The following is a 25,063-nucleotide window of genomic DNA, read 5'->3' as shown; positions in this document are numbered from 1 at the left end:
TCCGACTTCGAGCGCTACGCGCCGACGGCGGTCGAGGAGATCGTGCGCTACGCCTCACCCGTCGCCTGGATGCGCCGCTCGGTCACCCGCGACTACACCCTCGAGGGCGGTCACGAGCTCAAGGAGGGTGACAAGGTCCTCCTCTACTACTGGTCGGCGGATCGTGACGAGGAGGTCTTCACCGACCCGTTGCGCTTCGACATCACCCGCGACCCGAACCCCCACGTCGGCTTCGGCGGGCCCGGCCCGCACTTCTGCCTGGGGGCCCACCTGGCGCGTCGGGAGATCACGGTGATGTTCCGCGAGCTGTTCCGCCGGATGCCCGACATCCACGCGGCCGGTGAGCCCGACCGGCTGCGCTCGTCGTTCATCAACGGCATCAAGCACCTGCCCGCCCAGTGGACCCCGGCCACCTGATGCGCTTGCCCGGAGAGGGAGCGGGCAGGGGTTCGGCATGAGCGACCAACCGGCGGCGCCGAGCCCGATCGCGAGCACGACCGACGATCCGGCCCGGCTGGTGCGCATGGCCGGCATGCTGCGCGGCCTTCTCGACGAGATGCGCGAGCTGCCGCTCGACGAGGAGTCGCGGGAGCGCCTGCGGGCGACCCGGCAGCGCGCACTGAAGGAGATCTGCGATGCGGTCGAGCCGCCCCTGCAGCAGGAGCTGGCGCGGCTCGAGCTCCCGCTCGCCGACGACAGCACCACGCCGTCGACCGAGGAGCTGCGGATCGCGCACGCCCAGCTCGTCGGCTGGCTGACCGGGTTGTTCAACGGCGTACAGACCTCGCTGCAGCTGCAGCGGCTGCAACCGCCGCCCGGCCTCCCGACCGCGCAGAGCGAGCAGCAGGAGCAGCCGCCGGGCTTCGGCCACTACCTGTGAGGCTCAGGCGCCGAGCACCTGCTCGCGCAGCTCGCGCTTGAGCACCTTGCCCGCCGGGTTGCGCGGCAGCTCCTCGTCGAAGAACCAGACCTGCACCGGCACCTTGAACGCCGCGAGCCGCTCGGCGACGTGCTGCTGCAGATCCATCTGGGTCGCTGTCGCACCGGGGGCGAGCCGCACCACCGCGCCGACCTCCTCGCCGAGCACCTGGTGCGGGATCCCGATGACAGCAGCGTCATAGACGGCGGGATGCTCGAACAACGCGGCCTCGACCTCGGCGCAGTAGATGTTCTCGCCGCCGCGGATCAGCATGTCCTTCGCCCGGTCGACGATGTAGACGAAGCCCTCGTCGTCCATCCGCGCCAGGTCACCCGAGTGCAGCCAGCCGTCGGTGATCGCGGCCGCGGTGGCCTCCGGCTTGTTCCAGTAGCCCTTGACGACGTTGGGCCCCTTGATCCAGAGCTCGCCGACCTCGCCCAGTGGCAGCTCCTCACCGGACGGGTCGACCACCTTGCAGTCGACGACCGGCACCGCGCGGCCGACGCTGTCGGGCTTGCGCAGGTAGTCGATGCCGGAGTTCATCGTGGTGACCGACGAGGTCTCGGTGAGGCCGTAGCCGTTGGACGGCACCCGGCCGGGGAGCAGCTCCTCGATCCGCCGGACGAGCTCCGGCGGGGCCGGGGCGCCGCCGTAGCCGACGCTCTGCACGCTGGAGATGTCACGGGAGCCGAAGTCGGGCGACTGGAGCACCTGCCACACCATCGTCGGCACCCCGCCGAACGTCGTGACGCGCTCGCGCTCGATCAGCTCGAGCGCCCGCTCGGCATTCCACTTGTACATGATCACGAGCTTGCCGCCGCTGGCCAGGTTGGCGACGAGGATCGAGTGGCAGCCGGTCGCGTGGAAGAACGGCACCGACAGCAGGTAGGCCCGCTGCGACCCGTCGGACGGAGCGGCCGCCGGGTCGCTGCCCAGCCGCAGCGCGCCCGCGGTCGCGCCGTAGGCCAGGCTGATGAGGTTGCCGCAGATGTTGCGGTGGGTGCCGAGCGCGCCCTTCGGCTCGCCGGTCGTCCCCGACGTGTAGAAGATCGTCGAGTCGTCCTCTGGCGCGAGCTCCACGTCGGGCAGCGTCGCGTCGGCCACGACCTCGCCCAGCACGTCGTCGTAGCGCTCGACGCCGTCGGGGACCGGACCTTCGGGACGTACGACGATGGCCGCGGTCAGTCCCAGCCCGGGCAGCTCGTCGCGCAGGCGTTCCGTCCGCTCGCCGTCGAGGAAGACCACCTTCGAGCCCGAGTCGCGCAGGCCGTAGACCAGCTCGGGTGCGGTCCACCACGCGTTGAGCGGGACGACGACAGCGCCCACGGCGGCGGCCGCCCAGAATGCGACGGACCACTCCGGGAAGTTGCGCATCACGATCGCGACCCGGTCGCCCTTGCGCACGCCGTAGCGGTCGACCAGCCGGTGCGCCATCGTCGCCACCTGGCGGAAGTGCTCCTCGAACGTCGTCCGCTCGTCCTCGTAGACGAGGAACGTCGCGTCGCCGTGCAGCCGCGACAGCTCGAGCAGCTGGCGCAGGTTGGCCGGGGCGTTCTTCCACGTGCGCAGCCGGACCCCGCGGATGTCCTCGTCGACCATCTCGAAGGTCTGGCCGGGCGCGGTGAGCGTGGCGACCACGTCGTCGAGCGACATGGCCGGAGTCGATTCTGAGGTCAACGTCATGCGCGCGATGCTAGCCGCGCGCGGCGGGGGCGCCTCAGGCGAGCGGGCGACCGGCCTCGTCGACGTGGCAGAGCTCGCGCCAGCCGCTCGGCACTGCCTTGCCGTCGAAGACGTCGGCGTCGAGCAGGACCTGCAGGATCGGCCGGGTCGCCTCGTAGCGCATCTGCAGCCGGGTCGGGGACGCGTTGACCTGCTTCCAGGTCGGCCAGGCCGGCAGTCCGATGGACGCGTAGACGCCGGGGTGCACGAAGAAGGAGAACATCTGCGAGATCACCCGCGGGCCGACGTGGCGCACCCACTGCCGCTCGACCGGGCCGGCCGAGAGCCACAGCTCGGGGAACACCGTGCGCGCGTAGGACAGGTGCCGCGCCTCCTCCGAGCGGTGGTAGCGGTTGACCTCGCGCAGGAACGGGTCGGTGCCCTCGTGCTCGACCGCGCGCCGCTGGAGCAGGTCGGGGATCTCCTCGCCGGCGAGCACCAGGACGTGGAAGAACGCGGGCTTGGCGATCTGCCGGTTGATGAACAGCCGCTCGATCCGCCGCATCATCGCCCCGCCGCGCATCGGGTCGGCAGCGGTGGGGCGGATCTGGTCGATCAGCCGGATGAACATCCGCTGGTGGCGGGTCTCCTCGCCGATCTCGTGCAGCAGGAAGCGCACCCGCGGGTCGGTGAGGTCGGGGGCCTGGGCGATCATCATCGAGAACCCGGTGTTGAGGATCGACTCCATCCGAGCCCCCATGTCGAGCATCGAGGCGACCTCCTCGCGGGAGAGCTTCGCCTTCTGCTCGGCGGTGAGGTCGAGGCCGAGGTCGCACAGGCTGAGCAGGTCGTCGGGGAGGATCTGCCCGTCGCCGAGGGCGCCCGGGATGTCGCGGTCGGGGTCGATCACCCGCTTGCCCGCCGCATCGGCGAGCCGCTCGATCCGGGTCGAGGGGTCGACCTGGGCGCGGCCGGTGGGACGAGCGTCCTCGGAAAGCGTGGCAGTCACCGTGACGACCTCCGTTGCTGGCGCAACTTTACTGGGTACTACGAGTTACTGGTACCATAAGTACCGTGACGCGTAAACGTCAAGGCACCACGAACCGGGCGGCCGAGGACGGCCGACGCACCCGGTGGCGCGAGCACCGGACGACCCGCCGGACCGAGCTCGTCGACGCGGCGATCCGGGCCGTGCACGCGCACGGTGCCGGCGTCGGCATGGACGAGATCGCGGCGGAGGCCGGCACCAGCAAGACCGTGCTCTACCGCTACTTCGACGACAAGGCCGACCTGCACGACGCGGTCGGCCGGCGGGTGGCGGAGGACGTCGTGGCGGGCATCGCGGTCGCGCTCGACCGCACGCTGCACCCCCGCGAGCACGTGGCGGCGGTCATCGACACCTACCTGCGGGTGCTCGAGGAGGAGCCGGAGCTCTACCGGTTCGTCGTACGCCGCCGCTTCGCGGAGTCCGCGGGCAACGACCCGGTGAGCGAGTACAGCGGGCAGGTGGCGGCGCAGCTGGCCCGGACGATGGGCGGCGCGCTACGGCTGGGCGGTCTCGACTCGGGCGGTGCGGAGCCCTGGGGGCACGGCATCGTCGGCCTGGTGCAGGCGGCGGGTGACTGGTGGCTGGACCGCCAGCCGATGAGCCGGACGAGCCTGACCGACTACCTGACGACGCTGATCTGGGGCGGGTTCGCCGGCCTCTACGCCGCCGCGGGGGTCGACCCCGACGCCCAGCAGCCGCTGCGGCTCGTCGCGCCGACCGAGTCCGGCCAAACACGTTCAGCAATCGAGGAAACGGGCCGATAATCGGAATCGGCGGGTGACGGCCACGCGCCCTTTGCGAAGGCCTCCTGCACGTCGCCGTCATCCGCCGCCGGGTCCATCGGGGCGTCGCGGGCGAACGTTACACCGCAGGTCATGAATCCCGGCCGGGCGTGATCGTTCGTGGGGTCGGCGGGACTCGAACCCGCACTGGCGTGCTCCTAAGGCACGTGCCTCTGCCGTTGGGCTACGACCCCCGGTGCTCCATTGCAGCACGGGCGACCGCGGCCACGTGGGGCGCGAGCGCCCGAAATGCCTTGCCCCGATGGCTGATCGCGTCCTTCTCCGCGGCGCTCATCTCGGCGGTCGTCCGGCGCTCGCCCACCGGCACGAAGATCGGGTCGTAGCCGAAGCCGCCGCTCCCCCGCGGCTCGTGGATCAGTACGCCGTCGACGCGGCCCTCGACCACCTGTTCGCGCCCCTCCGGCGTCACCAGGGCGGCGGCGCAGACGAACGCCGCGCCGCGCCGCGCGTCGGGCACGTCCTCGAGCTGGCCGAGCAGCAGCCGCAGGTTGGCCGCGTCGTCGCCGTGCCGGCCGGCCCAGCGCGCGGAGAAGATGCCCGGCATGCCGTTGAGCGCGTCGACGCACAGGCCGGAGTCGTCGGCGACCGCCGGGCACCCGGTGCGGTCGGCCGCCGCGCGCGCCTTGAGCAGCGCGTTGTCGGCGAACGTCGCGCCGGTCTCGGCCACCTCCGGGGCGTCGTCGGGCAGCCCGACCAGGTCGATGCCGTAGGCCGCGAGGATGCGCTGCAGCTCGGTGATCTTCCCGGGGTTGCGCGTCGCCAGGACGACGCGCATCACATGCCGGTCGGCTGGGGGCGGCCGTGCCGCCGCGGCAGCGCCAACGCGTCGGCCTGCAGCCGGGTCAGCTCCTCGCAGCCGGCGACGGCCAGGTCGAGCAGCTCGCCGAACAGCCGGCGGGTGAACGGCTCGCCCTCGGCAGTGCCCTGCACCTCGACGAACCGGCCGTCGCCGGTGCAGACGACGTTCATGTCGGTCTCGGCGCGCACGTCCTCCTCGTAGCAGAGGTCGAGACGCGGCTCGCCGTCGACGATGCCGACGCTGACGGCGGCCACGGACGCCGTCAGCGGGTCGGCCGTCAGCCGGCCCCGGCCGCGCAGCCAGTCGACCGCGTCGGCGAGCGCGACGTAGGCACCCGTGATCGCCGCGGTGCGGGTGCCGCCGTCGGCCTGCAGCACGTCGCAGTCGAGCATGATCGTGTTCTCGCCGAGCGCCTTGAGGTCGAGGCAGGCGCGCAGGCTGCGGCCGACCAGCCGGGAGATCTCGTGGGTGCGGCCGCCGATCTTGCCCCGCACCGACTCGCGGTCGCTGCGGGTGTGGGTGGACCGCGGCAGCATCGCGTACTCCGCGGTGATCCAGCCGAGGCCGCTGCCCTTGCGCCAGCGCGGCACGCCCTCGGTGACGCTCGCGGCGCACAGCACCCGGGTGCGGCCGAACTCCACCAGCACCGAGCCTTCGGCGTGGTCGAGCCAGTCGCGGGTGATGCCCACCTCGCGCAGGCTGTCGGGACGGCGGTCGTCCGGACGCGGCATCCGGGCTCCTCTAGATCTGGAACATCGCGTGGGTCGTGGCGAGCGTGACGTCACCGTCGTAGGCCGCATGCGCCTCCCCCATGGTGCGCGAGACGTCGCCCCACGGCACCAGGTGGGTCAGCAAGAGCCGCCGCGCGTCGGCGCGGGCCGCGTAGGTGCCGGCCTCGCGGCCGGTGAGGTGGACACCCGGCGGGTTGTCGTCACCGTCGAGGTAGCTGGCCTCGCAGAGGAACAGGTCGGCGTCGCGGGCCACGTCGACCAGCCGGTCGGTCGCGCCGGTGTCGGCGGAGTAGGCGATCAGGCCGCCGCCGTCGGTGATGCGCATCCCGTAGGTCTCGACCGGGTGCTCCATCTGCAGGAAGTCGACGGTGAACGGGCCGAGCTCGGTGCGGTGGTCGTGCAGCTCGGTGAACGCGTAGGCCGTGTCGAGCAGGTCGTCGGCGCCCCCGCCGAACGCGCTGTCGATGTGGTGCCGGATGCCGGGCGGGCCGTAGACCGGCAGCGGCGGCGGCGTTCCCCGCGGGTGGTAGCGGCGGACGTAGGTGTAGTTGATCAGGTCGAGGTAGTGGTCGCCGTGCAGGTGGCTGACCACGATCGCGTCGATGTCGAGCAGGTCGCAGCAGGCCTGCAGGGACCCGGTGGCGCCGTTGCCGACGTCGACGAGCAGCCGGTAGCCCTCGGCCTCGAACAGGTACGACGAACAGGGCGAGGTCGGACCCGGAAAGGTGCCGGAGCAGCCGAGGATGGTCAGCTGCACGTCAGCTACGCCCCACGGCGACGGAGCCCTCGGCGACGGCGAGCAGCGGCGCGGTGCGGTCGACGGCGCCGATCTCCGGGCCGAGGAAGCGCCGCCCCAGGCGGGCGAAGCCCTCCGGGTCGCCGGTGGCGAGGAACCGGTGCACGGGAGGTGGCAGCTTCTCGTCGCGAAAGAGACCCGCGCGGGCCAGCTCCCGGTAGACGTCCTTGGCGGTCTCCTCGGCGCTGGAGACCAGGCTGACCGTGTCGCCGACGACGTAGGCGATGACGCCGGTGAGCAGCGGGTAGTGGGTGCAGCCGAGCACGAGCGTGTCGCAGCCCGCATCGACGATCGGCCCGAGGTAACCCTCGGCGACCGAGAGCAGCTCGTCGTTCCACGTGTCGCCGCGCTCGACGAACTCGACGAAACGCGGGCACGGGACGCTGGTCAGCTCGACCTGCGGTGCGGCGGCGAACGCGTCGTCGTAGGAGCGGCTGGTGATGGTGGCGACCGTGCCGATGACGCCGACCTTGCCGTTGCGGGTGGCCGCGACGGCCCGGCGTACGGCGGGGTAGATGACCTCGACCACCGGGATGTCGTAACGCTCCCGCGCGTCGCGCAGCGAGGCGCTCGACGCCGAGTTGCACGCGATGACCAGCATCTTCACGCCCTGGTCGACGAGGCCGTCCATCACCTCGAGTGCGAACTGCCGCACCTGCGCGAGCGGCCGCGGGCCGTAGGGGCCGCGGGCGTTGTCGCCGACGTAGACGACCGGCTCGTGCGGAAGCTGGTCGAGGATCGCCCGCGCGACGGTCAGGCCGCCGACGCCGGAGTCGAAGATCCCGATCGGCGCATCCACCCGTGCAGCGTAACCGCCTAGCTCGCGCCGATCGGTGTGGTCAGGCCCACAGTTGACCTTCGAGACGTTCCGTGGCTTGCTCGAGTGTTCCGCTGTAGGCCCCGGTCGAGAGGTACTTCCACCCGCCGTCGCAGACGGTGAACGCGACGTCGGCCCGCACCCCGTCGCGCACCGCCCGCTCGGCCTGACCGATCGCGGCGTGCAGGATCGCGCCGGTCGAGATGCCCGCGAAGATGCCCTCCTTCTCGACCAGCTCGCGGGTGCGGCGCAACGCGTCGCCCGACTCGACGGAGTAGCGGGTGTCGAGCACGCTCGCGTCGTAGAGCTCGGGGACGAACCCCTCGTCGACGTTGCGCAGCCCGTAGACCAGGTCGCCGTAACGGGGCTCGGCGGCGACGATCCGGCAGCCCGGCGCGTGCTCCTTCAGGTAGCGCCCGACCCCCATCAGCGTGCCCGACGTGCCGAGCCCGCCGACGAAGTGCGTGATCGTCGGCAGGTCGGCGAGGATCTCGGGGCCGGTCGTCTCGTAGTGCGCCTGAGCGTTGGCGGGGTTGCCGTACTGGTAGAGCATCACCCAGTCGGGCTGCTCCTCGGCGAGCCGCTTGGCGACGGCGACGGCCTCGTTGGAGCCACCCGCGGCGGGCGAGGAGATGATCTCCACGCCGTACATCTCGAGCAGCTGCCGGCGCTCGATCGAGGTGTTCTCCGGCATGACGCAGATCAGCCGGTAGCCCTTGAGCTTGCAGACCATCGCCAGCGAGATGCCGGTGTTGCCCGAGGTGGGCTCGAGCACCGTGCAGCCGGGGGTGAGCCGGCCCTCCTTCTCGGCCTGCTCGACCATGTAGAACGCCGGCCGGTCCTTGATCGAGCCGGTCGGGTTGCGGTCCTCGAGCTTGGCCCACAGCCGGACGTCGGCCGACGGCGAGAGGTTGGGCAGGCCGACGAGCGGTGTGTTCCCGAGCGCGTCGAGCAGCGAGTCGTAGCGGGCCATCGTCTGTGTCGGCGGCTCAGCCGCCGGCCACCGCCGGGAGGATCGTCACCGAGTCGCCGTCGGACAGCGCGGTTTCGAGCCCACCGAGGAAGCGGACGTCCTCGTCGTTCAGGTAGATGTTGACGAACCGGTTGAGCTTGCCGTCATCGCCGATCAGCCGGCCCTTGATGCCGTCGTGGCGCGCGTCGAGGTCGTCGATGAGGGCGCCCAACGTGTCGCCCTTCGCCTCGACGGTCTTCTCTCCGCCGGTGTAGGTGCGAAGGATCGTCGGGATGCGGACCTCGATGGCCATGGCCGGGTTCTCCTGGGTGGCGGTGCGGACGTCTGCTGATTGTGGCAACCGCGTCAGGCGGTCGCTGATTCCGGTGTGCCGTCGTAGGCGGGGACGACCTGCACGTCCTCCTCGGTGACCTGCCCGTCGACGATGCGGAAGGACCGGAGCTCCTCCCGGTCGGGGTCGCGGGTCGAGACGAGCACCCAGTGGACGCCCGGCTCGGCGGCGTAGGAGATGTCGGTGCGCGACGGGTAGGGCTCGGTCGCGGTGTGCGAGTGGTAGATGACGACCGGCTCCTCGTCGCGGTCGTCCATCTCGCGCCAGACCCGCAGCTGCTCCTGCGGGTCGAAGCGATAGAACGTCGGCGACCGCTCCGCGTTGAGCATCTCCACGAACCGGACCGGACGGTCGCTGCCCGCCGGGCCGGCGACCACGCCGCACGCCTCGTCGGGATGGTCGCGGCGGGCATGCGCGACGATCGCGTCGTAGATGCCGCGGGAGATCACCAGCACCCGGCCAGCCTACGGAACGACTACCAGCCGGCGACCGCCTGCACGAGCGTCTCCTGCAACCAGCCGAGCCAGAGGTACGCCGACAGGCCGGGCAGCCGCGGGTCGTCGGACGGCATCCGCTCGACCTCCTCGTGCAGGTCCTCGGTGACCTCGAACCGCGTGCCGAGCGACAGTCGCAGGTCGTTGAGCGCCGAGAGCCAGGCCTGCGCGCCCTCGCCGTCGAGGCGGACCCGACCGTCGTCGGCGAGCTGCAGGCTGGCCAGGGCCGCGCTGGCGGCGGCGACCTTGCCGGCCCGCAGGTCGCCCTCGGTCAGCCGGCGGTACTCGCTCGACGCCGCCTCGTCGTCGGCGTAGGCGTCGGGCAGCAGCCGGGCCAGCACCGGGTCGTCGGGCCGGCTGCGCTCCTTGCTCTCGGCGAACAGCCGCTCCAGCGGGTCGGCGCTGGCGGAAGCGGGGTCGCCGTCGTCGAGCAGGTCCACGAGCTCGGTGAACAGGCGGCGCAGCGCCGCCGCCTCTGCCGCGCCGAACTTCGCCTCGATGCCGGCGCGGGTGCGCCGGAAGCGGTTGCTCACCTGCACCACCCCGCCCGCAGCCCCACGACGGATCCGGCCACGCCGGCGCTCACTTGTCTTGCTGCAGCGTCGCCCAGAGGCCGTGCGCGTGCAGCCGGGCCACGTCCGCCTCCATCTGCTCGCGGGTGCCGGAGGAGACCACCGCCTTGCCTTTGTGGTGCACGTCGAGCATGAGCTTGGTCGCTTTCTCCCGGCTGTAGCCGAACACCTGCTGGAACACCCAGGTCACGTAGGACATGAGGTTGATCGGGTCGTTCCACACGATCGTCAGCCACGGCCGGTCCCGCTCGACGACCTCGTCGGGTGCGTCGACGCGCTCGGGGGCGATGGTGCCGCCCTGACCCATGCCTGCCACGGATCCCCATGCTCGCACGCGTCGGGGGCGGCGTCGCGGCCTCGTACGCTGGCCCACGTGACCGGCCCGCCCCCGTCGACCGCGCTGCTGACCGACCACTACGAGCTGACGATGCTGGCCGCGGCACTGCGCAGCGGCGTGGCCGACCACCGTGCGGTGTTCGAGGTCTTCGCCCGCTCGCTGCCGGGCCGGCGCCGCTACGGGGTGCTGGCCGGGATCGGACGGCTCGCCGAGGACCTGGCGCGGTTCCGCTTCGACGACGACGCACTCGACTTCCTGCGCTCGGCCGGAGTCGTCGACGGCCCGACCTGCGAGTGGCTCGCGCGTTACCGGTTCACCGGCTCGATCGACTGCTACGCCGAGGGCGAGGCCTACTTCCCGGGCTCTCCGGTGCTGGTGGTGGAGGGCACCTTCGGCGAGGCGGTGCTGCTCGAGACGCTGGTGCTGTCGGTGCTCAACGCCGACAGCGCGATCGCGTCGGCGGCCGCCCGGATGGTCTGCGCCGCGGGCGGGCGCACGTGCATCGAGATGGGCTCCCGCCGCACGCACGAGCAGGCGGCGGTGGCGGCCGCGCGGGCGGCGTACGTCGCCGGGTTCACCGCCACGTCGAACCTCGCGGCGGGTGCGCGCTTCGGTGTCCCGACGACCGGCACCAGCGCGCACGCGTTCACGCTGGTGCACGCCGACGAGCGAGCGGCGTTCACCGCCCAGGTCGAGACCCTGGGGGCCGGCACCACGCTGCTCGTCGACACCTTCGACGTGGAGCAGGGCATCCGCACCGCGGTGGAGGTCGCCGGGCCGGGGCTCGGCGCGATCCGGCTGGACAGCGGCGACCTGCTCGCCGAGGCCAGGCGGGCCCGCGAGCTGCTCGACTCGCTCGGCGCCCACGAGACGAAGATCGTCGTGACCAGTGACCTCGACGAGCATGCGATCGCCGCGCTGGCCGCCGCGCCGGTCGACTCCTACGGCGTCGGTACTTCGGTGGTGACCGGCGCCGGTGTGCCGACGGCGGGGTTCGTCTACAAGCTGGTCGCGCGGTCGCTGACCCCCGATGGCCCGTGCGAGCCGGTGGCGAAGAAGTCGGTCGGCAAGGCGTCGGTGGGCGGGCGGAAGTGGGCCGCGCGCCGCCTCGACCCCAACGGCCGAGCGGTCGGTGAGGTGGTCTACGCCGGCGCCGCACCCGGGGCGCGCCGCGACGAGCGCCCGCTGCACGTGCCGCTGGTGCGCGACGGCGACGTGCTCGAGGTGGCGAGCGTGGTCGAGGCGCGCGAGCACTGGGCGCGGGTGCGCCGGGAGCTGCCCGACGAGGCGCTCAAGCTGTCACCGGGAGACCCGGCGCTGGCGGCGGAGTTCGAGCACGTCAGCTCTCCCGAAGCACCCGCTTGAGCACCTTGCCGGTCTCGTTGCGCGGCAGCTCGTCGAGGAACCGGACCTCGCGCGGCACCTTGTAGTTGGCCAGCGACGCCTTCACGTGCGCACGCAGCGCATCGACGGTGACGTCGTCCCGGCGTACGACGTGCGCGACGAGGCGCTGGCCGAACTCCTCGTCCGGCACGCCGACGACGGCGACGTCGGCGACGGCGGGGTGGGTGCGCAGCAGCTCTTCGACCTCGCCGGGAAAGACGTTCTCGCCGCCGGAGACGATCATGTCGTCGTCGCGGCCCTCGATCCACAGCCGCCCGTCGGCGTCGATGCGGCCGACGTCACCGGAGGCGACCAGGCCGTCGAGCCGCTGCTTGTCCGTCCCGCCGGTGTAGCCGGAGAACGAGAGGGCGTTGCCGACGAAGATGCGACCCGTCTCGCCCGGTGGGACGTCGCGCCCCCCGTCGTCGACGATCCGCACCTGCACGCCGGCGAGCGGGCGGCCGACCGATCCGGGTGCCTCTCGCATGTCCTGCGGCGTCGCCACGCTGGCGTAGGCGACCTCTGTGGACCCGTAGAGGTCGTAGAGGTTCGCGCCATAGGTCTCGATCCAGCGGCGGCCGAGCTCGACCGGGAGCGCCGAGCCGGAGAGCGCAACCACCCGCAGCGACGAGAGGTCGTGACGCTGCTCCGGCGGCAGCGCGAGCATCCGCGCCAGCATCACCGGGACGGCGGCCAGGACCTCCGCCCGGTGCTCCTCGACGAGGGCGAGGGTCCGCTCCGGGTCGAAGCGGCGGCTGGTCACCAGCGTCGACTCGAGCAGCTGGCCGAACGCCAGGTGCGCGAAGCCCCAGGCGTGAAACATCGGCGAGGCGACCACCGTCGTCTCGCGCGCCCGCAGCGGGATCGCCGACAGCAGCGCGACGAGCGGCTCGAGCGCCGCGGCACTGGCCGGCAGGTCCCGGGCGGCGCCCTTCGGCGTGCCCGTCGTACCGCTGGTCAGCAGCACGTGCCGGCCGGTACGGCGCGGCGGCGGCGGGTCGCTGTCGTCGCCGCGCGCGAGGTCGTCGAGCCCCAACGGGGCATCCGGGCGACGGCCTCCGTCGCGCCAGGCGTGCACGAGGGGACGCGCCGGAGCGGCCTCGCCGACCAGGTCGTGGAACTCCTCGTCGGCGATGACCAGCGCGACGTGCTCCTCGCGCAGCACGGCGGCGAGCTGGGGGGCGCCGAATCCGGTGTTGAGGTAGACCACGTCGGCGCCGAGCTTGGCGGCCGCCACCTGCGCGAGGACGAGCTGCGCGGAGTTGCGGGCGAGGATCGCGACGGCGTCACCGCTGCGGATGCCCAAGCCGGCCAGGCCGTGCGCGACCGCGTTGCTGCGCCGGTGCACCTCGGCGAAGGTCAGGCTGCCGCGGTCGTCGACGATGGCGACCCGGTCGGGGCAGCGGGCGGCCGCCGCGGCGTAGGCGGCCGCCGGGGTCAGCCCCCAGTGGGCCAGTGCCAGGCCCATGCGCAGCAACCGGTCGGGGCGCACCGGCGCCACCAGACCGGCCGCGGTCAGCAGCCGGCCGGCCTGGGCGACCCGCAGCAAGGGCGCGAGTTCGGCGGTCGGGATCTCCGGCACGGCTGCGATGGTGCCCGCGTGACCGGGCTGCTATCCGTCGGGGTCCGGCTCAGCCGAGCGACTCGTCGAACGCGAGGAACATGTCGAGGTCGGGCTCCGCGCCGGCGATCGCCTCGCCACTCGTCGGCAGCGTGAACCACACCGCCTTGCCGGGCGGGGTCTTCTCGACGCCCCAGTCGACGGCCAGCTGGTCGACCATCATCAGCCCGCGGCCGGTGGCCGCGTCGAGGCTGTGCCGCCGGCGCCGGACAGCGCGGTCGCTGCCGTCGTGGACGGCGATGCGGATGTGGTCGCCGCCGCCGTCGATGACCAGCCTGATCTCGGTGCCGGCGTGCAGGACGGCGTTGGTGATCAGCTCGCTGACCAGGAGCGTGGCCGCGAAGGCGGTGTCAGGGAAACCCGCTTCGGCGAGCTCGGCGGTGACGAACTGGCGTGCGACGCGCACACTGGACGGGTCGCAGGGCAGCGACGTCTCCGCATGCACGCAGTGAAAGATACGACGTTCACTCTCCCGGCCCAGCCAACCGGTCGCTCCGCGAGCCCGATTGTCGCGTCCGGTACCTCCTCGGCACTGCGTTTCAGTGGTGGTTCGTCCGTTATGTGCCAAGGGGTTAGGGGTTAGGGCTCGATCCCCCACTGCGCGCGATGGGTCGCGCCGGGCTCGAGCCGGATGACGTCGGTGCCGCTGCCGAGCCCGTTGGGCGGCATCGTCATCGGCTCGACCCCGACACCGGTGCGCCGCTTGCTCGCGGGCAGCGTGTCGCCGGTGAAGATCTCGACGTAGGGGTAGCTCTCGTCCTGCCACAAGGTCGCGGTGGTGCCGTCGGGCGCGACGAGCCGCGTGCGCAGCCGGCCGTCGGCGTCGCGGCGTACGCCGGTGAAGGCGACGTCGACCGAGGTGTCGCCGATCAGCCGCGGCTCGCGGAAGTCGTAGGCCGTGCCCTCGACCGGCTCGACCCCGACCGGGAGGCCGCGATCGTCGGTCGGGATGTAGCGGTCGGCGGCCACCCGCAGGCGGCAACCGTCGACGTGGCTCTCGCCGACGCTGAGGTAGGGATGGGCGCCGGTGCCGTAGGGGCAGGCGACGGTCCCGAGGTTGCGCGCGGACGTGGTGACGGTGATCCCGGCGTCGTCCAGTGTGTAAGCGATCTCCAGGTCGAGCGCGAACGGCCAGCCCGGCTGGGGGTAGAGCCGGTGCCGCATGGTCACGGCGGTGTCGCTGTGCTCGCTCGCGGTCCAGCCGGCCCAGCGCACGAGGCCGTGGATCGCGTTGTGCGTGTCGGGCTCGGTCAGCGGCACCTGGTGCCGGTCGCCGTCCCACTCGTAGGTGCCGTCGCGCAGCCGGTTGGGCCACGGGATGAGCGACTGGCCGCGGGCGCCGATGACCGGCTCGTGCTCGGCGTAGCCGTCCAGACGCGGGCGGCCGCCGACGGTGAGCTCCCGCAGCGCCCCGCCGACCTCGACGACGGTCGCCCGGAGGTCGCCGTGGCGCAGGGCGTACTGCCGCCCGGTCGGGGCCACGGGGCCGAGCTGCGGGAGCACGGTGATCTCACTCATGGCGGGGCTCCTCCCCACGACCGACGACGTGGAACGCGATGGCGGCCGCCGCCGCGACGTTGAGCGAGTCGACGCCCGGCGCCATCGGGATGCGCACGCGCTCGTCGCAGCGCGCCATGGCCCCGGCGGACAACCCCGGCCCCTCGGCCCCCAGGAGGACGGCGACGCGGTCACCGAGCTCGACCGCACCGATCGGTGCCGCCTGCGGGTCGGGGGTGAGCGCGAGCAGCCGGAAGCCGTGGTCGCGCAGGGCCGCGAGCCCCTCCGGCCAGACGTCGACGCGGGCGTAGCGCAGGGCGAAGACCTCGCCCATCGACACCCGGACCGCCCGGCGGTAGAGCGGGTCGGCGCACTCCGGGCTGAGCAGCAATGCGTCCATCCCGAGTGCAGCAGCGCTGCGGGCCACCGCGCCGAGGTTCGTCGGGTTGTTCGTGTCCTCGAGCACCACGACCCGCCGCGCACTGCTCAGGACCTGGTCGACCGAAAGCAGCGGCTTGCGGGCGAACGACGCCAGCACGCCACGGTGGACGTGGAAGCCGGCCACCAGGCGGATCACGTCGGGGTCGGCCACGAAGACCGGCACGTCCGCGCCGGCGAGCAGCGGGCGCAGCAGGTCGACCGCCTTGCTGCTGACGAGCGCCGACCGCAACCGGTAGCTCGCGCGCAGTGCGCGCTCGACGACCTGCACGCCCTCGGCGATGAACAACCCCTCGGCCGGCTCGAGGCGGCGCCGCAGCGCGACGTCGGTCAGCGACACGTAGTCGGCGACACGCGGATCGGCAGGATCGTCGACGCGCTGCACGGATCCATTGTGGCCGGTGCCAGGCTGTCGCCTCGTGACCGAGCGCCGTCCGTGGCTGACCCGCAACCTCGTCGTGCTGTCCGGCGTGAGCTTCCTGCAGGACGCCGCGAGCGAGCTCGTCTACCCGGTGCTGCCGATCTTCCTGACCGTCACGCTGGGCGCGCCCGCGGCCGTCGTGGGTGCGATCGAAGGAATGGCGGAGGGCGTCGCCGCCGTCACCAAGCTCGTCGCCGGCCGGGTCGCCGACCGGGTGCGCCGCCGGCCGTTGATCGGCGCCGGCTACGGGCTGGCCGCGCTGGGCAAGGTGCTGGTCGCGGTCGCCACGGTCTGGCCGGTCGTGCTGGCCGGCCGAGTCGTCGACCGGTTCGGGAAGGGGGTGCGGGGCACGCCACGCGACGCCCTGCTGGTCGTCGGCATCCCGCGGGAGGCCCGGGGGCGCGCGATCGGCTTCCACCGGATGGCCGACACGATGGGCGCGGTCGTAGGGCCGGGCCTCGGGCTCGCGGTCTACGAGCTGCTCGACCACCACATCCGCCCGCTGTTGCTGATCGCCATAGCTCCCGCCGTACTCAGCGTCCTGCTCGTCGCGGCGGTCCGCGAGAATGGCCCGCCGGTCGCGGCACGTCGCGTGGGCACCGCCAAGACCGCCGGCGAGACGCCGCCCGTGGGCGCACCATCGGCCGCCGCGGTGGAGCAGCTGTCGCCGTCGTTCTGGCGGGTGGTCCTGGTGCTGACGGCGTTCAGCCTGGTCAACTTTCCCGACGCGCTGCTGCTGCTGCGGCTGCACGACATCGGCTTCGGTCTCGCCACCATCATCGGCGCCTACATCACCTACAACGCGGTCTACGCCGCGCTGTCCTACCCGGCCGGCGCGCTGTCGGACCGCTGGCCGCGGGCGCGGGTCTTCGGTGCCGGGTTGCTGTTCTTCGCCACGGCGTACGTCGGACTCGGCGCGACGCGCGACCACGCCGCCGCGTGGGTGCTGCTGACGGTCTACGGCGCGTTCACGGCCTTCACCGACGGCGTGGGCAAGGCGTGGATCTCGACGCTGGTCCCGGACGGCCGGCAGGGCAGTGCGCAGGGCGTCTTCCAGGGCGCGATCGGGGCGGCCGTGCTGCTCGCCGGCGTGTGGGCGGGCCTCGCCTGGGGCGGTGACGGGCAGGTGCCGCTGCTGGTCTCGGGCGCGATCGGCGCGGTCATCGCCGCGTGGCTGGTCGTCGCTCCACGGTCGGTCGCGGGCCGGACCACTAGGTACGCTGGCACCCCGTGACCACCGGCTCGGGAATCCAGGGAATCCAGCTCGACCACGTCGCCGTCGCGACCTACGACCAGGACGGCGCGTGGCCGCGCTACGCCGGCGACCTCGGCGGGCGATGGATCTCGCGCGGCGAGTCGGTCGGGTTCACGGCCGCGCAGGTCGCGTTCGGCAACGGCATGCGGCTCGAGGTGCTCGAACCGAACCTGGTCGAGCACAACGACTTCCTGCAGCGGTTCCTCGACCGCAACGGCCCGGGCCCGCACCACCTCACCTACAAGGTCCGCGACCTCGTCTCGGCGCTCGGCCAGGCAGAGCTCGCCGGCTACCGCCCGGTGAGCGTCGACCTGTCGTCGGACCACTGGAAGGAAGCGTTCCTGCACCCGAAGGATGCGCCGGGCGTGGTGATCCAGCTGGCCCAGGCGGCCGGCGACTGGTCGAGCCCGCCGCCGGCCGACCTGCCTACCTCCCGCCGCGCGCGCCCCGCGGTCCTGGAGCACGTGACGCACGTGGTCGGCGACCTGACCGACGGCACGCGGCTGTTCTGCGACCTGCTGTCGGGCGGCGTGCTCGACGAGGGCACCGACGAGATCGGCCGCTACGTGCTGGTCGGCTGGCCGGGCCCGGGGCGGGTGCGGCTGGTCAGCCCGGCCGCCGGCTCACCGGTACGCGCGTGGCTCGGGTCGCGGGTCGGGGCCGTGCACCACATCGCGTTCTCCCTGGACGACCCCGACGACGTGCCCGCCGCGAAGGAGGTCTCGCCCGGCGTCTGGGAGCTGGCGCCGGAGGACAACGACGGCGTGCGGCTCGTGCTGCGCAGGGCGTAGATGGCGCGCGCTCCGCTCCCGGTCCTCACCACCGTCCGTGACGAGGACTGGGAGGGTCGCGCCGTTGTCGGCGAGCGGGCGGAGAACGTCGCCTACCTCGACGTCGACATGACCGAGATCACCTCCGAGGGCGCGGTCTTCGAGGAGTGCACGTTCCGCAACGTGCGGCTCAACGTGTCGAGCCACCGCGGCTCGGCGTTCCTCAACTGCCGGTTCACCGGCTGCAACTTCTTCGACACGACGTTCAGGGACTGCAAGCTGGTCGGCAGCTCTTTCGAGCACTGCAGCTTTGCGCAGCTGAAGGTCGGCGGCGGCGACTGGTCGTTCGTGGACCTGACCCGGGCAGACCTGCACACCGCCTCGATCGACGGGGTGCGGATGCGCGAGGCAGAGCTGACCGGCGCCCGCCTCGACGGTGCCACGCTGACCAGCACCGACCTGTCGGGCTCGGTGCTGAACAAGGCCAACCTGCAGGGCTGCGACCTGCGCGGCTCGGACCTGGCCGCGGTCGACCCGACCACGGTCGAGCTGCACGACGCGATCATCACGTGGCAGCAAGCGGTCGTGATCGCCACGGCACTGGGTCTGGACGTCCGCTCGGACTCATGACCGAGCCCCGGCAACCGCGGTGCTGGAACCGGATGCGGGTAGGCGGCCGTTCACGCAGACGTGGCCGACCATGCGCAGCTGCGCCTGCTGCTGCTCGAAGACCGCGCAACGACGCGGCAGCGGATCGAGGCGCTCACCCACGACTTCGACACGATCGTGCAGGCAACGGCCGGTGTGGCCACGGACGACGAACACGATCCGGAGGGCGCGACGATCGCGTTCGAGCGGGCCGCGACCGCGGCGCTGCTGGACCAGGCACGCACGCACCTCGCGGACATAGACGAGGCGCTGGCGAGGATCGACAGCAGTGGCTACGGCGTCTGCGAGAGCTGCGGCAAGCCGATCGCACCCGCCCGGCTCGAGGCGCGTCCGGTCGCCCGCACCTGCATCACGTGCGCGACCAAGCAGGTCAAGACGTAGCGGCGACGACCTGGCGGTCGGCGGCGGAGGCCGGCTCGTGCCGGACGTCCTGCGGACCCAGGGCCCGGGTCCACGCCGCGAACTCCAACAGGATCCCGTCCGGGTCGAAGAAGTAGATCGACCGGACGAAGGTGCCCTCGTGCGGCTGGGCGCTGACCCCGAGCTCGCTGTCGTCGTGGTTCATGATGTCGGCGGCCACGATGCCCTTCTCGCGGAGCTTGACGAGGTAGTCGTCGATGCGCTCCGGCGGCACGTCGAAAGCGACGTGGTTCATCGAGCCGATCGCCGTTGCCAGCTCGCCCGCCCCCGGGAGCGCCGACGGAGCGGCGACGCCCGGCGCCGGCTCGGGCGCGTTGGGGAACCAGAAGAACGCCAGCGAGTCACCGTTGCCGATGTCGAAGAAGAAGTGCTGCCCCATTCCGAACGGCAGCTCGATCGTCTTCGTGAGCGGCATCCCGAGCACGCCGGTGTAGAAGTCGACGGTGCGCTTCATGTCCCGGCAGACGAGCGCCAGGTGGTTGATCCCGCGGAGCTCGAACTCAGGGTTCCGGTCATCGGCCATGGGCCGACGCTACCCACGCACCGATGGCGCTGCAAGGACCTAGCTGACATTCGCGTCAGGCGCCGTCGAAACCGGCGATCAGCCCCTGTCAGCCACCCAGGCGGCGATGAGATCGGCGACCTCGTCCCGGCCGCCGTCCTCGAAGTAGTGCTCCCCCGGCAGGAACTCCAAGGACTTGTCCACGGACCCGAGTGAGGCGTGGATCTCGCGCGCGTCGGAGGGGTAGACGCCGCGGTCGGCGGTCGACTGCACGACGAGGGCAGGTACGCCGATCCGGCGCAGGTGCGGCGCGCCACCGCACTCCGACTCGGCCAGGCTCCACATCGCCAGCCACGACCGCAGCGAACAGACGTGCGCCAGGCCGAAGGGGCTGTAGTTGACCGTCCGCGGGTCGCCGCCGTAGCAGCCGGGCCGGCGGTCCGACGGGTCCAGCGACAGGTCGGCGAACCGCAGGTCCGCCCAGGTCCGCGGCACGCAGAACATCCGGTCCCAGGCTCCGCCGGCCGCCAGCCGGTCGAGCTCGGCCAGCGCCCAGGCGGTGATCCGGTGGTTGCGCTCCGCCTGGGCCGCGCGGTAGCCGTCGACGAAGTCCGGCGCGTAGGGCGGCCCGTGCGAGGGGTCGAACATGTCCAGCGAGGGGTCGACCGACAGCGGGTCGTTCTCCTCGACCACCGACGGGTCGAGCCACGACGTCAGCACCTGCGGGCGCCCGGGGTGCGAGTTCAGCGAGACGTAGAGGTCGGCCGCCGGCATCCCGGAGTCGGCCGCCTGTGCCTGGTAGGCCGCCATCAGCGAACCGCCCCCGGAGTTGCCGAGGATCACGACCCGGGAGGCGCCGGCGACCTCTCGCAGCCACCGCACCCCGACTCCGATGTCGACCAGCGCCGGCTCCAGCCGGAAGAAGGCCTCGTTGCCCCGGAACCGCGTGTTCCAGCCGAGGAACCCGTGGCCGCGGGCCGCGAGGTAGTCGGCCAGGTAGTGCTCGGCGAAGTCGACGTTGTAGTGCGTGGCGATGAAGGCGACCGCGGGCCGGTCAGCGACCGAGTGGTAGAGCCCCTGGCAGGGGTTGCTGCCGTGCCCGGCCCGGGCCGAGGTCGGGGACGGCAGCGAGACCCACTCCCGTCGTACCTCCGCCATCGCGGGTCAGGAGGAGGTCGACAGCTGGTCGACCGCCCACTTCTTGGTCGCCGCGTAGTCGGCCTTGCCCGACGGGCTGCGCCCGACCGGACCGAGCAGCACGTGCTTGGGCGCCTTGTAGTCGGCCAGCCGGCTCTTCACGTGCGCGATGACCTCGGCCGGGTCGACGTCGCCCTCCGCCTCGACGACTGCGGTGACGGCCTCGCCCCAGCGCTGGTCCGGCACGCCGATGCACAGCGCGTCGCGGACGCCGGGGACCTCCTTGAGGACCTCCTCGACCTCCTCGGGGAAGACCTTCTCGCCGCCGGTGTTGATGCAGACCGAGCCGCGGCCCAGCACGTTGATCTGGCCCTCGGCGTCGACGGTCGCCATGTCGCCGGAGAGCACGTAGCGCTTGTCGCCGTACTGCACGATCGTGCGGCCGGTCTTCTCCGGGTCCTTGTAGTAGCCGAGCGGCAGGAACGAGTCGACCGCGACCACACCGACCTCGCCCGACCCCGGCTCGACCGGGGTGCCGTCGGGCCGCAGCACGCGGGTGCGCGGGTTGGCGGTGAACTTCGCGGTCTGTGCCGCGTCGCCGCCGGTGCTGATCGAGGCGCCCATGCTGACCGCCTCGGACGAGGAGAACGCGTCGACGAGGATCATGCCCGGGTGGTGCTTGAGCAGCCCGCGCTTGATCGGCTCGCTCCACATCGCACCCGACGAGCCGACGACCAGCAACGAGGAGATGTCCCAGTGGCCCGGCTGCGCGTCGAGCGCCTCGAGGACCGGCCGCGCGAACGGGTCGCCGACGATCGCCCATGACGTGGCCCGCTCCCGCTGCGTCACGTCGAGCAGCTCCTGCGCCTTGAACGACGTCGACGTCAGCAGCGCGACCGTGCCGCCGAGCAGGAACGTCTGGTAGCAGGTAAACAGCCCGGTGCCGTGCATGAGCGGGCAGGCCGGCACGTGGACCTGGGGCACCTCGCGACCGCGCACCCGTTCGCGCACCTCGTCGAGGGACTCGGCGGGCGTCTCGCCGAGGAAGGCGTTGCCGCCCCCGCCCATGAGCTGCGCCACATCGTCCTGGCGCCACATGACGGCCTTCGGCATCCCGGTAGTGCCGCCGGTGTAGAGGAAGAAGATGTCGTCGCCGCCGCGCTCGACCGCCTGCTCGGGCCGCCGGCCGCTCGACGCCACGTCGTCGTACGAGGTCGCCCAGGACGGCACGTCGTGACCGGCTTCCGGCACGCAGATCCAGAGGCGTACGGCGGGAAGCCGGTCGCGGATCTCCTCCAGCAGGGGTGTGAACGACGCGCCGAAGACGACGGCTTCGGCGTCGGCGTTGTCGAAGATGTAGAGGACCTCGTCGGCCTTGTAGCGGTAGTTGACGTTGAACGGCACCAGGGAGGCTTTGAACGCCGCGTAGTAGGTCTCGAGGTACTCCGGCCGGGAGTAGAGGTAGGTGCCGACCTTCGCCTGCCGGCCGAGCCCGGCGTCCAGCAGCGCGGCGGCGAGGGCGGCCGAGCGACGCTCGAATTCGGCCCAGCTGACCCGGCGCTCCCCGTGCACGACGGCGGCCCGGTCGGGTACCGCGGCGGCGACGGCGTCCCAGGTGTCGGCGAAGTTCCACTGCATGTCGGCGGCTCCTCAGCGCGCGGTGATCGGCTTTCCGGTGAACGTCGGCTCTCGCTTGGCCGCGAACGCGGCGAACGCCTCGACGGTGTCCTCGGTGCCGAAGTTGGCGGTCTGCGTGCGGGCCTCGTCGTCGAGCGCCTGCTCCATCGTCACCTCGAACGCGTTGTTCAGCAGGCGCTTCGTCGACATAAGCGCGATCGGTGGGCCGGAGGCGAGCCGGCTCGCCCAGTCGCCCACCACCTCGTCGAGCTGGTCGACCGGGACCACCCGGTTGACCAGACCCATGTCGGCGGCCTGCTGAGCGCTGATGATGTCCGCGAGCAGGCACAGCTCCTTGGCCCTGTGCAGGCCGATCAGCCTCGGCAGCAGCCACGACCCACCGAAGTCGACCGAGAGCCCGCGCTTAGCGAAGATCTCCGCGAACCGGGAGCGGTCGGAGGCGACGATGAGGTCACAGCCGAGCGCAAGGTTCATGCCGGCGCCCGCGGCGACCCCGTCGATCCGCGCGATCGTGGGCTTGGTCAGCCGGTGCAGCGTCAGCGCGACGTCGCCGATGCGCCGCATCCGGCGCAACCCGTGGTCGTCGTCCGACAGTGACGTCAGGTCCGCCCCGGAGCAGAAGTCCCCGCCCGCGCCGGTGATGACGAGGACCCGGTCGTCGCGGCTGCGCTCGACCTCGTCGAACGTCTGCTGCAGCAGGCCCCAGGTGACGCCGTCGATCGCGTTCTTCTTGTGCGGCCGGTTGAGCGTGACGGTGACGACGCCCGCGTCACGGCTGACCAGAACCGACGGCTGCTCTGCTGACATGGCGGCAACCTACTGCGCCGGCTTCGTCGTCTTCGGGCGGGTCGATGGCGACGTGCGGCACGATCCGGTCGAGCCACCGCGGCAGCCACCAGTTCCACCGGCCGAACAGGTGCATAGCGGCCGGCACCAGCACGGTGCGGATCACCAGGGCATCGAGGGCGATCGCGGTCGCGAGGCCGAGGCCGATCTCCTCGATGACCCGCTCGCCGCCGGAGATGAACGCGACGAACACCGCGACCATGATCATCGCAGCGGCGGTGATGACCCGGCCGGTCTCGGCCTGCCCGCGGGTGATGGCCGCCTGGTTGTCGCCGGTGTGCCGCCACTCCTCGTGCATCCGGCTGACCAGGAAGACCTGGTAGTCCATCGAGAGCCCGAACAGGATCGCGAACAGCATGACCGGCAGGAACGGTTCGATCGGACCGGTGCGGTCGACCCCGAACAGCGAGGCACCCCAGCCGAACTGGAACACCGCGGTCATGATCCCGAAGCCGGCGGCTGCGGACAGCAGGTTCATGAGCGCGCCGGTGAGTGGCACGGCCAGGCTGCGGAACGCGACGACGAGGAGTACGACGGACAGCGCGACGACCACGCCGACGAAGATCGGGATCTTGCCGGACAGCACGGTGGCGAAGTCGGCGTAGACCGCGGTCGTGCCGCCGATGTGCACGAGGACGTGCCCGCCGCGCTCGGCCACCGGGACGTAGCGGCCGCGCAGCCGGTGGAGCAGATCCGCGGTCTGCACCGACTGCGGGCTCGTCGTCGGGTAGACGAGCGCGATCGCGGCGTGGCCGCCGGGCGCGGGCAGCACGGGGCTGACGGCCGCGACCCCCGGTGCGCCTCGGGCCTCGGTGACCAGCGTGTCGAAGCGGCCGAGCGCGGACCCGTCGCGCAGGTCGGCGGCCAGCAGCAGCGGGCCGTTGAAGCCGGGACCGAAGCCGGCCGCGAGCAAGTCGTAGGCCCGGCGGCTGGTGTGCGAGGTGGGCTCGTTGCCCTGGTCGGCCGAGCCGAGCCGCATGAAGAAGTACGGCGTCATGAGGGTGGCCATCACCGCCAGCGCGACGGCCGTCAGCACCGCGGGGTGGCGGTCGACCCACCGCGCCCAGCGCAGCCAGGCTCCGGACAGCTCCTCGTCCACGGGCCCCTCGGCGGCCAGCCGGCGGCGTTCGCGCCGCGACAACACCCGCGGCCCGAGGAAGCCCAGCAGCGCGGGCAGCAGCGTGACCGACGCGGCCATCGTGAACACCACCGTGAGGGAGGCGGCCACGGCCACGCCGTACAGGAAGCTGACCCCGAGCACGAACATGCCGAGCATCGCGATGCAGACCGTGCCGCCGGCGAAGAGCACCGCGCGGCCGGAGGTGTTCATCGCGGTCGCGCCCGACGACTCGACGTCGTGACCGGACTGCAGCCCGCGTCGGTGCCGCGTGAGGATGAACAGCGCGTAGTCGATGCCGACACCGAGGCCGATCAGCCCGCCGAGCTCCGGGGCGAACTGGGCGACGGCGATCACGTGCGAGAGCAGGGTGATCGTCGGGATCGCCGCGCCGAGCGCGAAGACCGCCGCGATGATCGGCATCAGCATGCCGAACAGCGACCCGAACGCCAGGAGCAGGATGACGGCGGCCGCGACCAGGCCGATGCCTTCGCTGAGCTGACCGCCGGTCCGCTCGATACTGGAGATGGCCGCACCGGTCAGCTCGACCTGCAGCCCCGGCCGGTCGATCGCCCGCGCCGTGTCGACGATCTGCCGCACCACCGGCGGCGGCAGCTGCGGCGCGCGCTCGTCGAACGTCAGCGTCGCGAACGCCGTGTGGCCGTCGGCGGAGACCTGGGGCCCGAGCGTGGCGGCGTACGGCGAGACCAGCGTGACCACGTGCGGCGCGTGGGCGATGCGGTCGAGCATCGGCTCGACGACCCCGCGCACCTCGGCCGAGGTGACCGGCGCGCCGGTCGCCCGCCACACGATCGTGTCGGTGTCGCCGGCCTGGCTGGGGAAGGCGCGGTGGAGCAGGTCGAACGCCGCCTGCGAGTCGGTGCCCGGCAGGCCGGCGTTGTTGCGGAAGTCGGACCCGACCGCGCGCGCGAGCCCGGCCAGCACGACGACTCCGACGAACCAGCTGACGACGATGATCAGCCGGTGCCGGAGGCACCAGCGGGCGAGGGTGGTCACGCGGCGCCCCCCATGGCGTCAAGGGTGCCGGATCACCGGCACCCTCGACG

Annotated in this window: 28 protein-coding genes and 1 tRNA gene; 8 read left to right on the top strand and 21 right to left on the bottom strand. The window is 72.3% G+C overall.

From position 1 onward, the window contains the following. Nucleotides 1-417 (top strand): cytochrome P450 (locus tag VFJ21_10345; GenBank protein HET7407518.1); only part of this gene is annotated, 417 nt, incomplete at its 5' end. Nucleotides 418-454: 37 nt separating this feature from the next. Next, nucleotides 455-880, top strand: coding sequence for a proteasome activator (locus VFJ21_10340; protein HET7407517.1), 426 nt, complete (start codon nt 455-457; stop codon nt 878-880). Between the two features lie 3 nt (nt 881-883). Here VFJ21_10340 and VFJ21_10335 read toward each other — a convergent pair whose 3' ends face one another. Continuing rightward, entirely contained in the window at nt 884-2,602 is a 1,719-nt protein-coding gene (locus VFJ21_10335) for an AMP-binding protein (GenBank protein HET7407516.1), read from the bottom strand. A 34-nt stretch (nt 2,603-2,636) separates the two neighbouring features. Beyond that, on the bottom strand, nt 2,637-3,590 hold the full coding sequence (locus VFJ21_10330; GenBank protein HET7407515.1) for a diiron oxygenase: 954 nt from the start codon (nt 3,588-3,590) through the stop codon (nt 2,637-2,639). A 65-nt stretch (nt 3,591-3,655) separates the two neighbouring features. On the opposite strand from VFJ21_10330, the gene VFJ21_10325 reads away from it, so the two are divergent. Continuing rightward, the gene (locus VFJ21_10325; GenBank protein HET7407514.1) at nt 3,656-4,393 is read left to right on the top strand and encodes a TetR/AcrR family transcriptional regulator; all 738 of its coding nucleotides are present in this window, start codon (nt 3,656-3,658) and stop codon (nt 4,391-4,393) included. A gap of 139 nt (nt 4,394-4,532) precedes the next feature. Here VFJ21_10325 and VFJ21_10320 read toward each other — a convergent pair. From VFJ21_10320 to clpS, 10 genes are all read right to left on the bottom strand, one after another. Beyond that, nucleotides 4,533-4,605: transfer RNA gene (locus VFJ21_10320), tRNA-Leu, on the bottom strand. After that, nucleotides 4,596-5,207: an RdgB/HAM1 family non-canonical purine NTP pyrophosphatase gene (rdgB, locus tag VFJ21_10315; protein ID HET7407513.1), complete on the bottom strand. Its 612-nt coding sequence runs from the start codon at nt 5,205-5,207 to the stop codon at nt 4,596-4,598. Before rdgB ends, VFJ21_10320 begins: the two co-directional genes overlap by 10 nt. Beyond that, the gene (rph, locus tag VFJ21_10310; protein HET7407512.1) at nt 5,207-5,962 is read right to left on the bottom strand and encodes a ribonuclease PH; all 756 of its coding nucleotides are present in this window, start codon (nt 5,960-5,962) and stop codon (nt 5,207-5,209) included. Before rph ends, rdgB begins: the two co-directional genes overlap by 1 nt. Before the next feature lie 10 nt (nt 5,963-5,972). After that, complete coding sequence (locus VFJ21_10305; GenBank protein ID HET7407511.1) at nt 5,973-6,719, bottom strand: MBL fold metallo-hydrolase; 747 nt, start codon at nt 6,717-6,719, stop codon at nt 5,973-5,975. A gap of 1 nt (nt 6,720) precedes the next feature. Further along, the gene (gene murI / locus VFJ21_10300) at nt 6,721-7,557 is read right to left on the bottom strand and encodes a glutamate racemase (GenBank protein ID HET7407510.1); all 837 of its coding nucleotides are present in this window, start codon (nt 7,555-7,557) and stop codon (nt 6,721-6,723) included. Between the two features lie 40 nt (nt 7,558-7,597). Beyond that, a complete protein-coding gene (locus VFJ21_10295) occupies nt 7,598-8,548 on the bottom strand; it encodes a cysteine synthase (GenBank protein ID HET7407509.1) in 951 nt (316 codons plus the stop codon). Between the two features lie 16 nt (nt 8,549-8,564). Further along, nucleotides 8,565-8,840: a MoaD/ThiS family protein gene (locus tag VFJ21_10290; protein HET7407508.1), complete on the bottom strand. Its 276-nt coding sequence runs from the start codon at nt 8,838-8,840 to the stop codon at nt 8,565-8,567. A gap of 53 nt (nt 8,841-8,893) precedes the next feature. Continuing rightward, nucleotides 8,894-9,334 carry a M67 family metallopeptidase gene (locus tag VFJ21_10285; GenBank protein ID HET7407507.1) on the bottom strand — a complete coding sequence of 147 codons (441 nt, stop codon included), beginning with the start codon at nt 9,332-9,334 and terminating at the stop codon, nt 8,894-8,896. Between the two features lie 20 nt (nt 9,335-9,354). Further along, nucleotides 9,355-9,906, bottom strand: coding sequence for a DUF2017 domain-containing protein (locus VFJ21_10280; GenBank protein ID HET7407506.1), 552 nt, complete (start codon nt 9,904-9,906; stop codon nt 9,355-9,357). A 49-nt stretch (nt 9,907-9,955) separates the two neighbouring features. After that, entirely contained in the window at nt 9,956-10,261 is a 306-nt protein-coding gene (gene clpS / locus VFJ21_10275; GenBank protein HET7407505.1) for an ATP-dependent Clp protease adapter ClpS, read from the bottom strand. Between the two features lie 111 nt (nt 10,262-10,372). Between clpS and VFJ21_10270 the strand changes: the two genes are divergently transcribed. Then, complete coding sequence (locus tag VFJ21_10270) at nt 10,373-11,647, top strand: nicotinate phosphoribosyltransferase (protein ID HET7407504.1); 1,275 nt, start codon at nt 10,373-10,375, stop codon at nt 11,645-11,647. On the opposite strand, the gene VFJ21_10265 is transcribed toward VFJ21_10270, so the two are convergent. The 4 genes from VFJ21_10265 to VFJ21_10250 form a co-directional block, all read right to left on the bottom strand. Then, nucleotides 11,622-13,247 carry an AMP-binding protein gene (locus tag VFJ21_10265; protein ID HET7407503.1) on the bottom strand — a complete coding sequence of 542 codons (1,626 nt, stop codon included), beginning with the start codon at nt 13,245-13,247 and terminating at the stop codon, nt 11,622-11,624. The genes VFJ21_10270 and VFJ21_10265 overlap by 26 nt on opposite strands. 49 nt (nt 13,248-13,296) lie before the next feature. Then, entirely contained in the window at nt 13,297-13,731 is a 435-nt protein-coding gene (locus VFJ21_10260; GenBank protein ID HET7407502.1) for an ATP-binding protein, read from the bottom strand. A 134-nt stretch (nt 13,732-13,865) separates the two neighbouring features. After that, complete coding sequence (locus VFJ21_10255; GenBank protein ID HET7407501.1) at nt 13,866-14,804, bottom strand: aldose 1-epimerase family protein; 939 nt, start codon at nt 14,802-14,804, stop codon at nt 13,866-13,868. Continuing rightward, nucleotides 14,797-15,606, bottom strand: coding sequence for an RNA methyltransferase (locus VFJ21_10250; protein ID HET7407500.1), 810 nt, complete (start codon nt 15,604-15,606; stop codon nt 14,797-14,799). Before VFJ21_10250 ends, VFJ21_10255 begins: the two co-directional genes overlap by 8 nt. Before the next feature lie 34 nt (nt 15,607-15,640). Here VFJ21_10250 and VFJ21_10245 point away from each other — a divergent pair, with 34 nt between their 5' ends. From VFJ21_10245 to VFJ21_10230, 4 genes are read left to right on the top strand one after another with little or no spacing between them, the layout of a single operon-like run. After that, nucleotides 15,641-16,876, top strand: a complete 1,236-nt coding sequence (locus VFJ21_10245; GenBank protein HET7407499.1) for an MFS transporter — start codon at nt 15,641-15,643, stop codon at nt 16,874-16,876. After that, a complete protein-coding gene (locus tag VFJ21_10240) occupies nt 16,873-17,688 on the top strand; it encodes a VOC family protein (GenBank protein ID HET7407498.1) in 816 nt (271 codons plus the stop codon). The genes VFJ21_10245 and VFJ21_10240 overlap by 4 nt, the downstream gene beginning before the upstream one ends. Continuing rightward, nucleotides 17,689-18,297, top strand: coding sequence for a pentapeptide repeat-containing protein (locus VFJ21_10235; protein ID HET7407497.1), 609 nt, complete (start codon nt 17,689-17,691; stop codon nt 18,295-18,297). 60 nt (nt 18,298-18,357) lie between these two features. After that, nucleotides 18,358-18,717: a TraR/DksA C4-type zinc finger protein gene (locus VFJ21_10230; protein ID HET7407496.1), complete on the top strand. Its 360-nt coding sequence runs from the start codon at nt 18,358-18,360 to the stop codon at nt 18,715-18,717. Here the strand turns inward: VFJ21_10230 and VFJ21_10225 are convergent. From VFJ21_10225 to VFJ21_10205, 5 genes are all read right to left on the bottom strand, one after another. Then, nucleotides 18,707-19,279: a VOC family protein gene (locus VFJ21_10225; protein ID HET7407495.1), complete on the bottom strand. Its 573-nt coding sequence runs from the start codon at nt 19,277-19,279 to the stop codon at nt 18,707-18,709. The genes VFJ21_10230 and VFJ21_10225 overlap by 11 nt on opposite strands. Nucleotides 19,280-19,357: 78 nt before the next feature. Beyond that, entirely contained in the window at nt 19,358-20,416 is a 1,059-nt protein-coding gene (locus tag VFJ21_10220) for an alpha/beta hydrolase (protein ID HET7407494.1), read from the bottom strand. Between the two features lie 6 nt (nt 20,417-20,422). Continuing rightward, on the bottom strand, nt 20,423-22,033 hold the full coding sequence (locus tag VFJ21_10215) for an AMP-binding protein (GenBank protein HET7407493.1): 1,611 nt from the start codon (nt 22,031-22,033) through the stop codon (nt 20,423-20,425). Nucleotides 22,034-22,045: 12 nt separating this feature from the next. Continuing rightward, nucleotides 22,046-22,840 carry an enoyl-CoA hydratase gene (locus VFJ21_10210; protein ID HET7407492.1) on the bottom strand — a complete coding sequence of 265 codons (795 nt, stop codon included), beginning with the start codon at nt 22,838-22,840 and terminating at the stop codon, nt 22,046-22,048. Then, nucleotides 22,803-25,013 carry an MMPL family transporter gene (locus VFJ21_10205; GenBank protein HET7407491.1) on the bottom strand — a complete coding sequence of 737 codons (2,211 nt, stop codon included), beginning with the start codon at nt 25,011-25,013 and terminating at the stop codon, nt 22,803-22,805. The genes VFJ21_10210 and VFJ21_10205 overlap by 38 nt, the downstream gene beginning before the upstream one ends. Nucleotides 25,014-25,063 lie beyond the last annotated feature (50 nt).

This window comes from Mycobacteriales bacterium (assembly GCA_035690485.1).
Lineage (GTDB): Bacteria > Actinomycetota > Actinomycetes > JAFAQI01 > DASSKL01 > DASSKL01.
This window is presented reverse-complemented; position numbering and strand designations above follow the sequence as displayed.

Coding starts and splice junctions, on each gene's coding strand:
- VFJ21_10220 (HET7407494.1), bottom strand. CDS start 20,416: ATGGCGGAGGTACGACGGGAGTGGGTCTCGCTGCCGTCCCCGACCTCG.
- VFJ21_10235 (HET7407497.1), top strand. CDS start 17,689: ATGGCGCGCGCTCCGCTCCCGGTCCTCACCACCGTCCGTGACGAGGAC.
- rdgB (HET7407513.1), bottom strand. CDS start 5,207: ATGCGCGTCGTCCTGGCGACGCGCAACCCCGGGAAGATCACCGAGCTG.
- VFJ21_10295 (HET7407509.1), bottom strand. CDS start 8,548: ATGGCCCGCTACGACTCGCTGCTCGACGCGCTCGGGAACACACCGCTC.
- rph (HET7407512.1), bottom strand. CDS start 5,962: ATGCCGCGTCCGGACGACCGCCGTCCCGACAGCCTGCGCGAGGTGGGC.
- VFJ21_10215 (HET7407493.1), bottom strand. CDS start 22,033: ATGCAGTGGAACTTCGCCGACACCTGGGACGCCGTCGCCGCCGCGGTA.
- VFJ21_10225 (HET7407495.1), bottom strand. CDS start 19,279: ATGGCCGATGACCGGAACCCTGAGTTCGAGCTCCGCGGGATCAACCAC.
- VFJ21_10270 (HET7407504.1), top strand. CDS start 10,373: ATGCTGGCCGCGGCACTGCGCAGCGGCGTGGCCGACCACCGTGCGGTG.
- VFJ21_10290 (HET7407508.1), bottom strand. CDS start 8,840: ATGGCCATCGAGGTCCGCATCCCGACGATCCTTCGCACCTACACCGGC.
- VFJ21_10335 (HET7407516.1), bottom strand. CDS start 2,602: ATGACGTTGACCTCAGAATCGACTCCGGCCATGTCGCTCGACGACGTG.
- VFJ21_10210 (HET7407492.1), bottom strand. CDS start 22,840: ATGTCAGCAGAGCAGCCGTCGGTTCTGGTCAGCCGTGACGCGGGCGTC.
- VFJ21_10255 (HET7407501.1), bottom strand. CDS start 14,804: ATGAGTGAGATCACCGTGCTCCCGCAGCTCGGCCCCGTGGCCCCGACC.
- VFJ21_10340 (HET7407517.1), top strand. CDS start 455: ATGAGCGACCAACCGGCGGCGCCGAGCCCGATCGCGAGCACGACCGAC.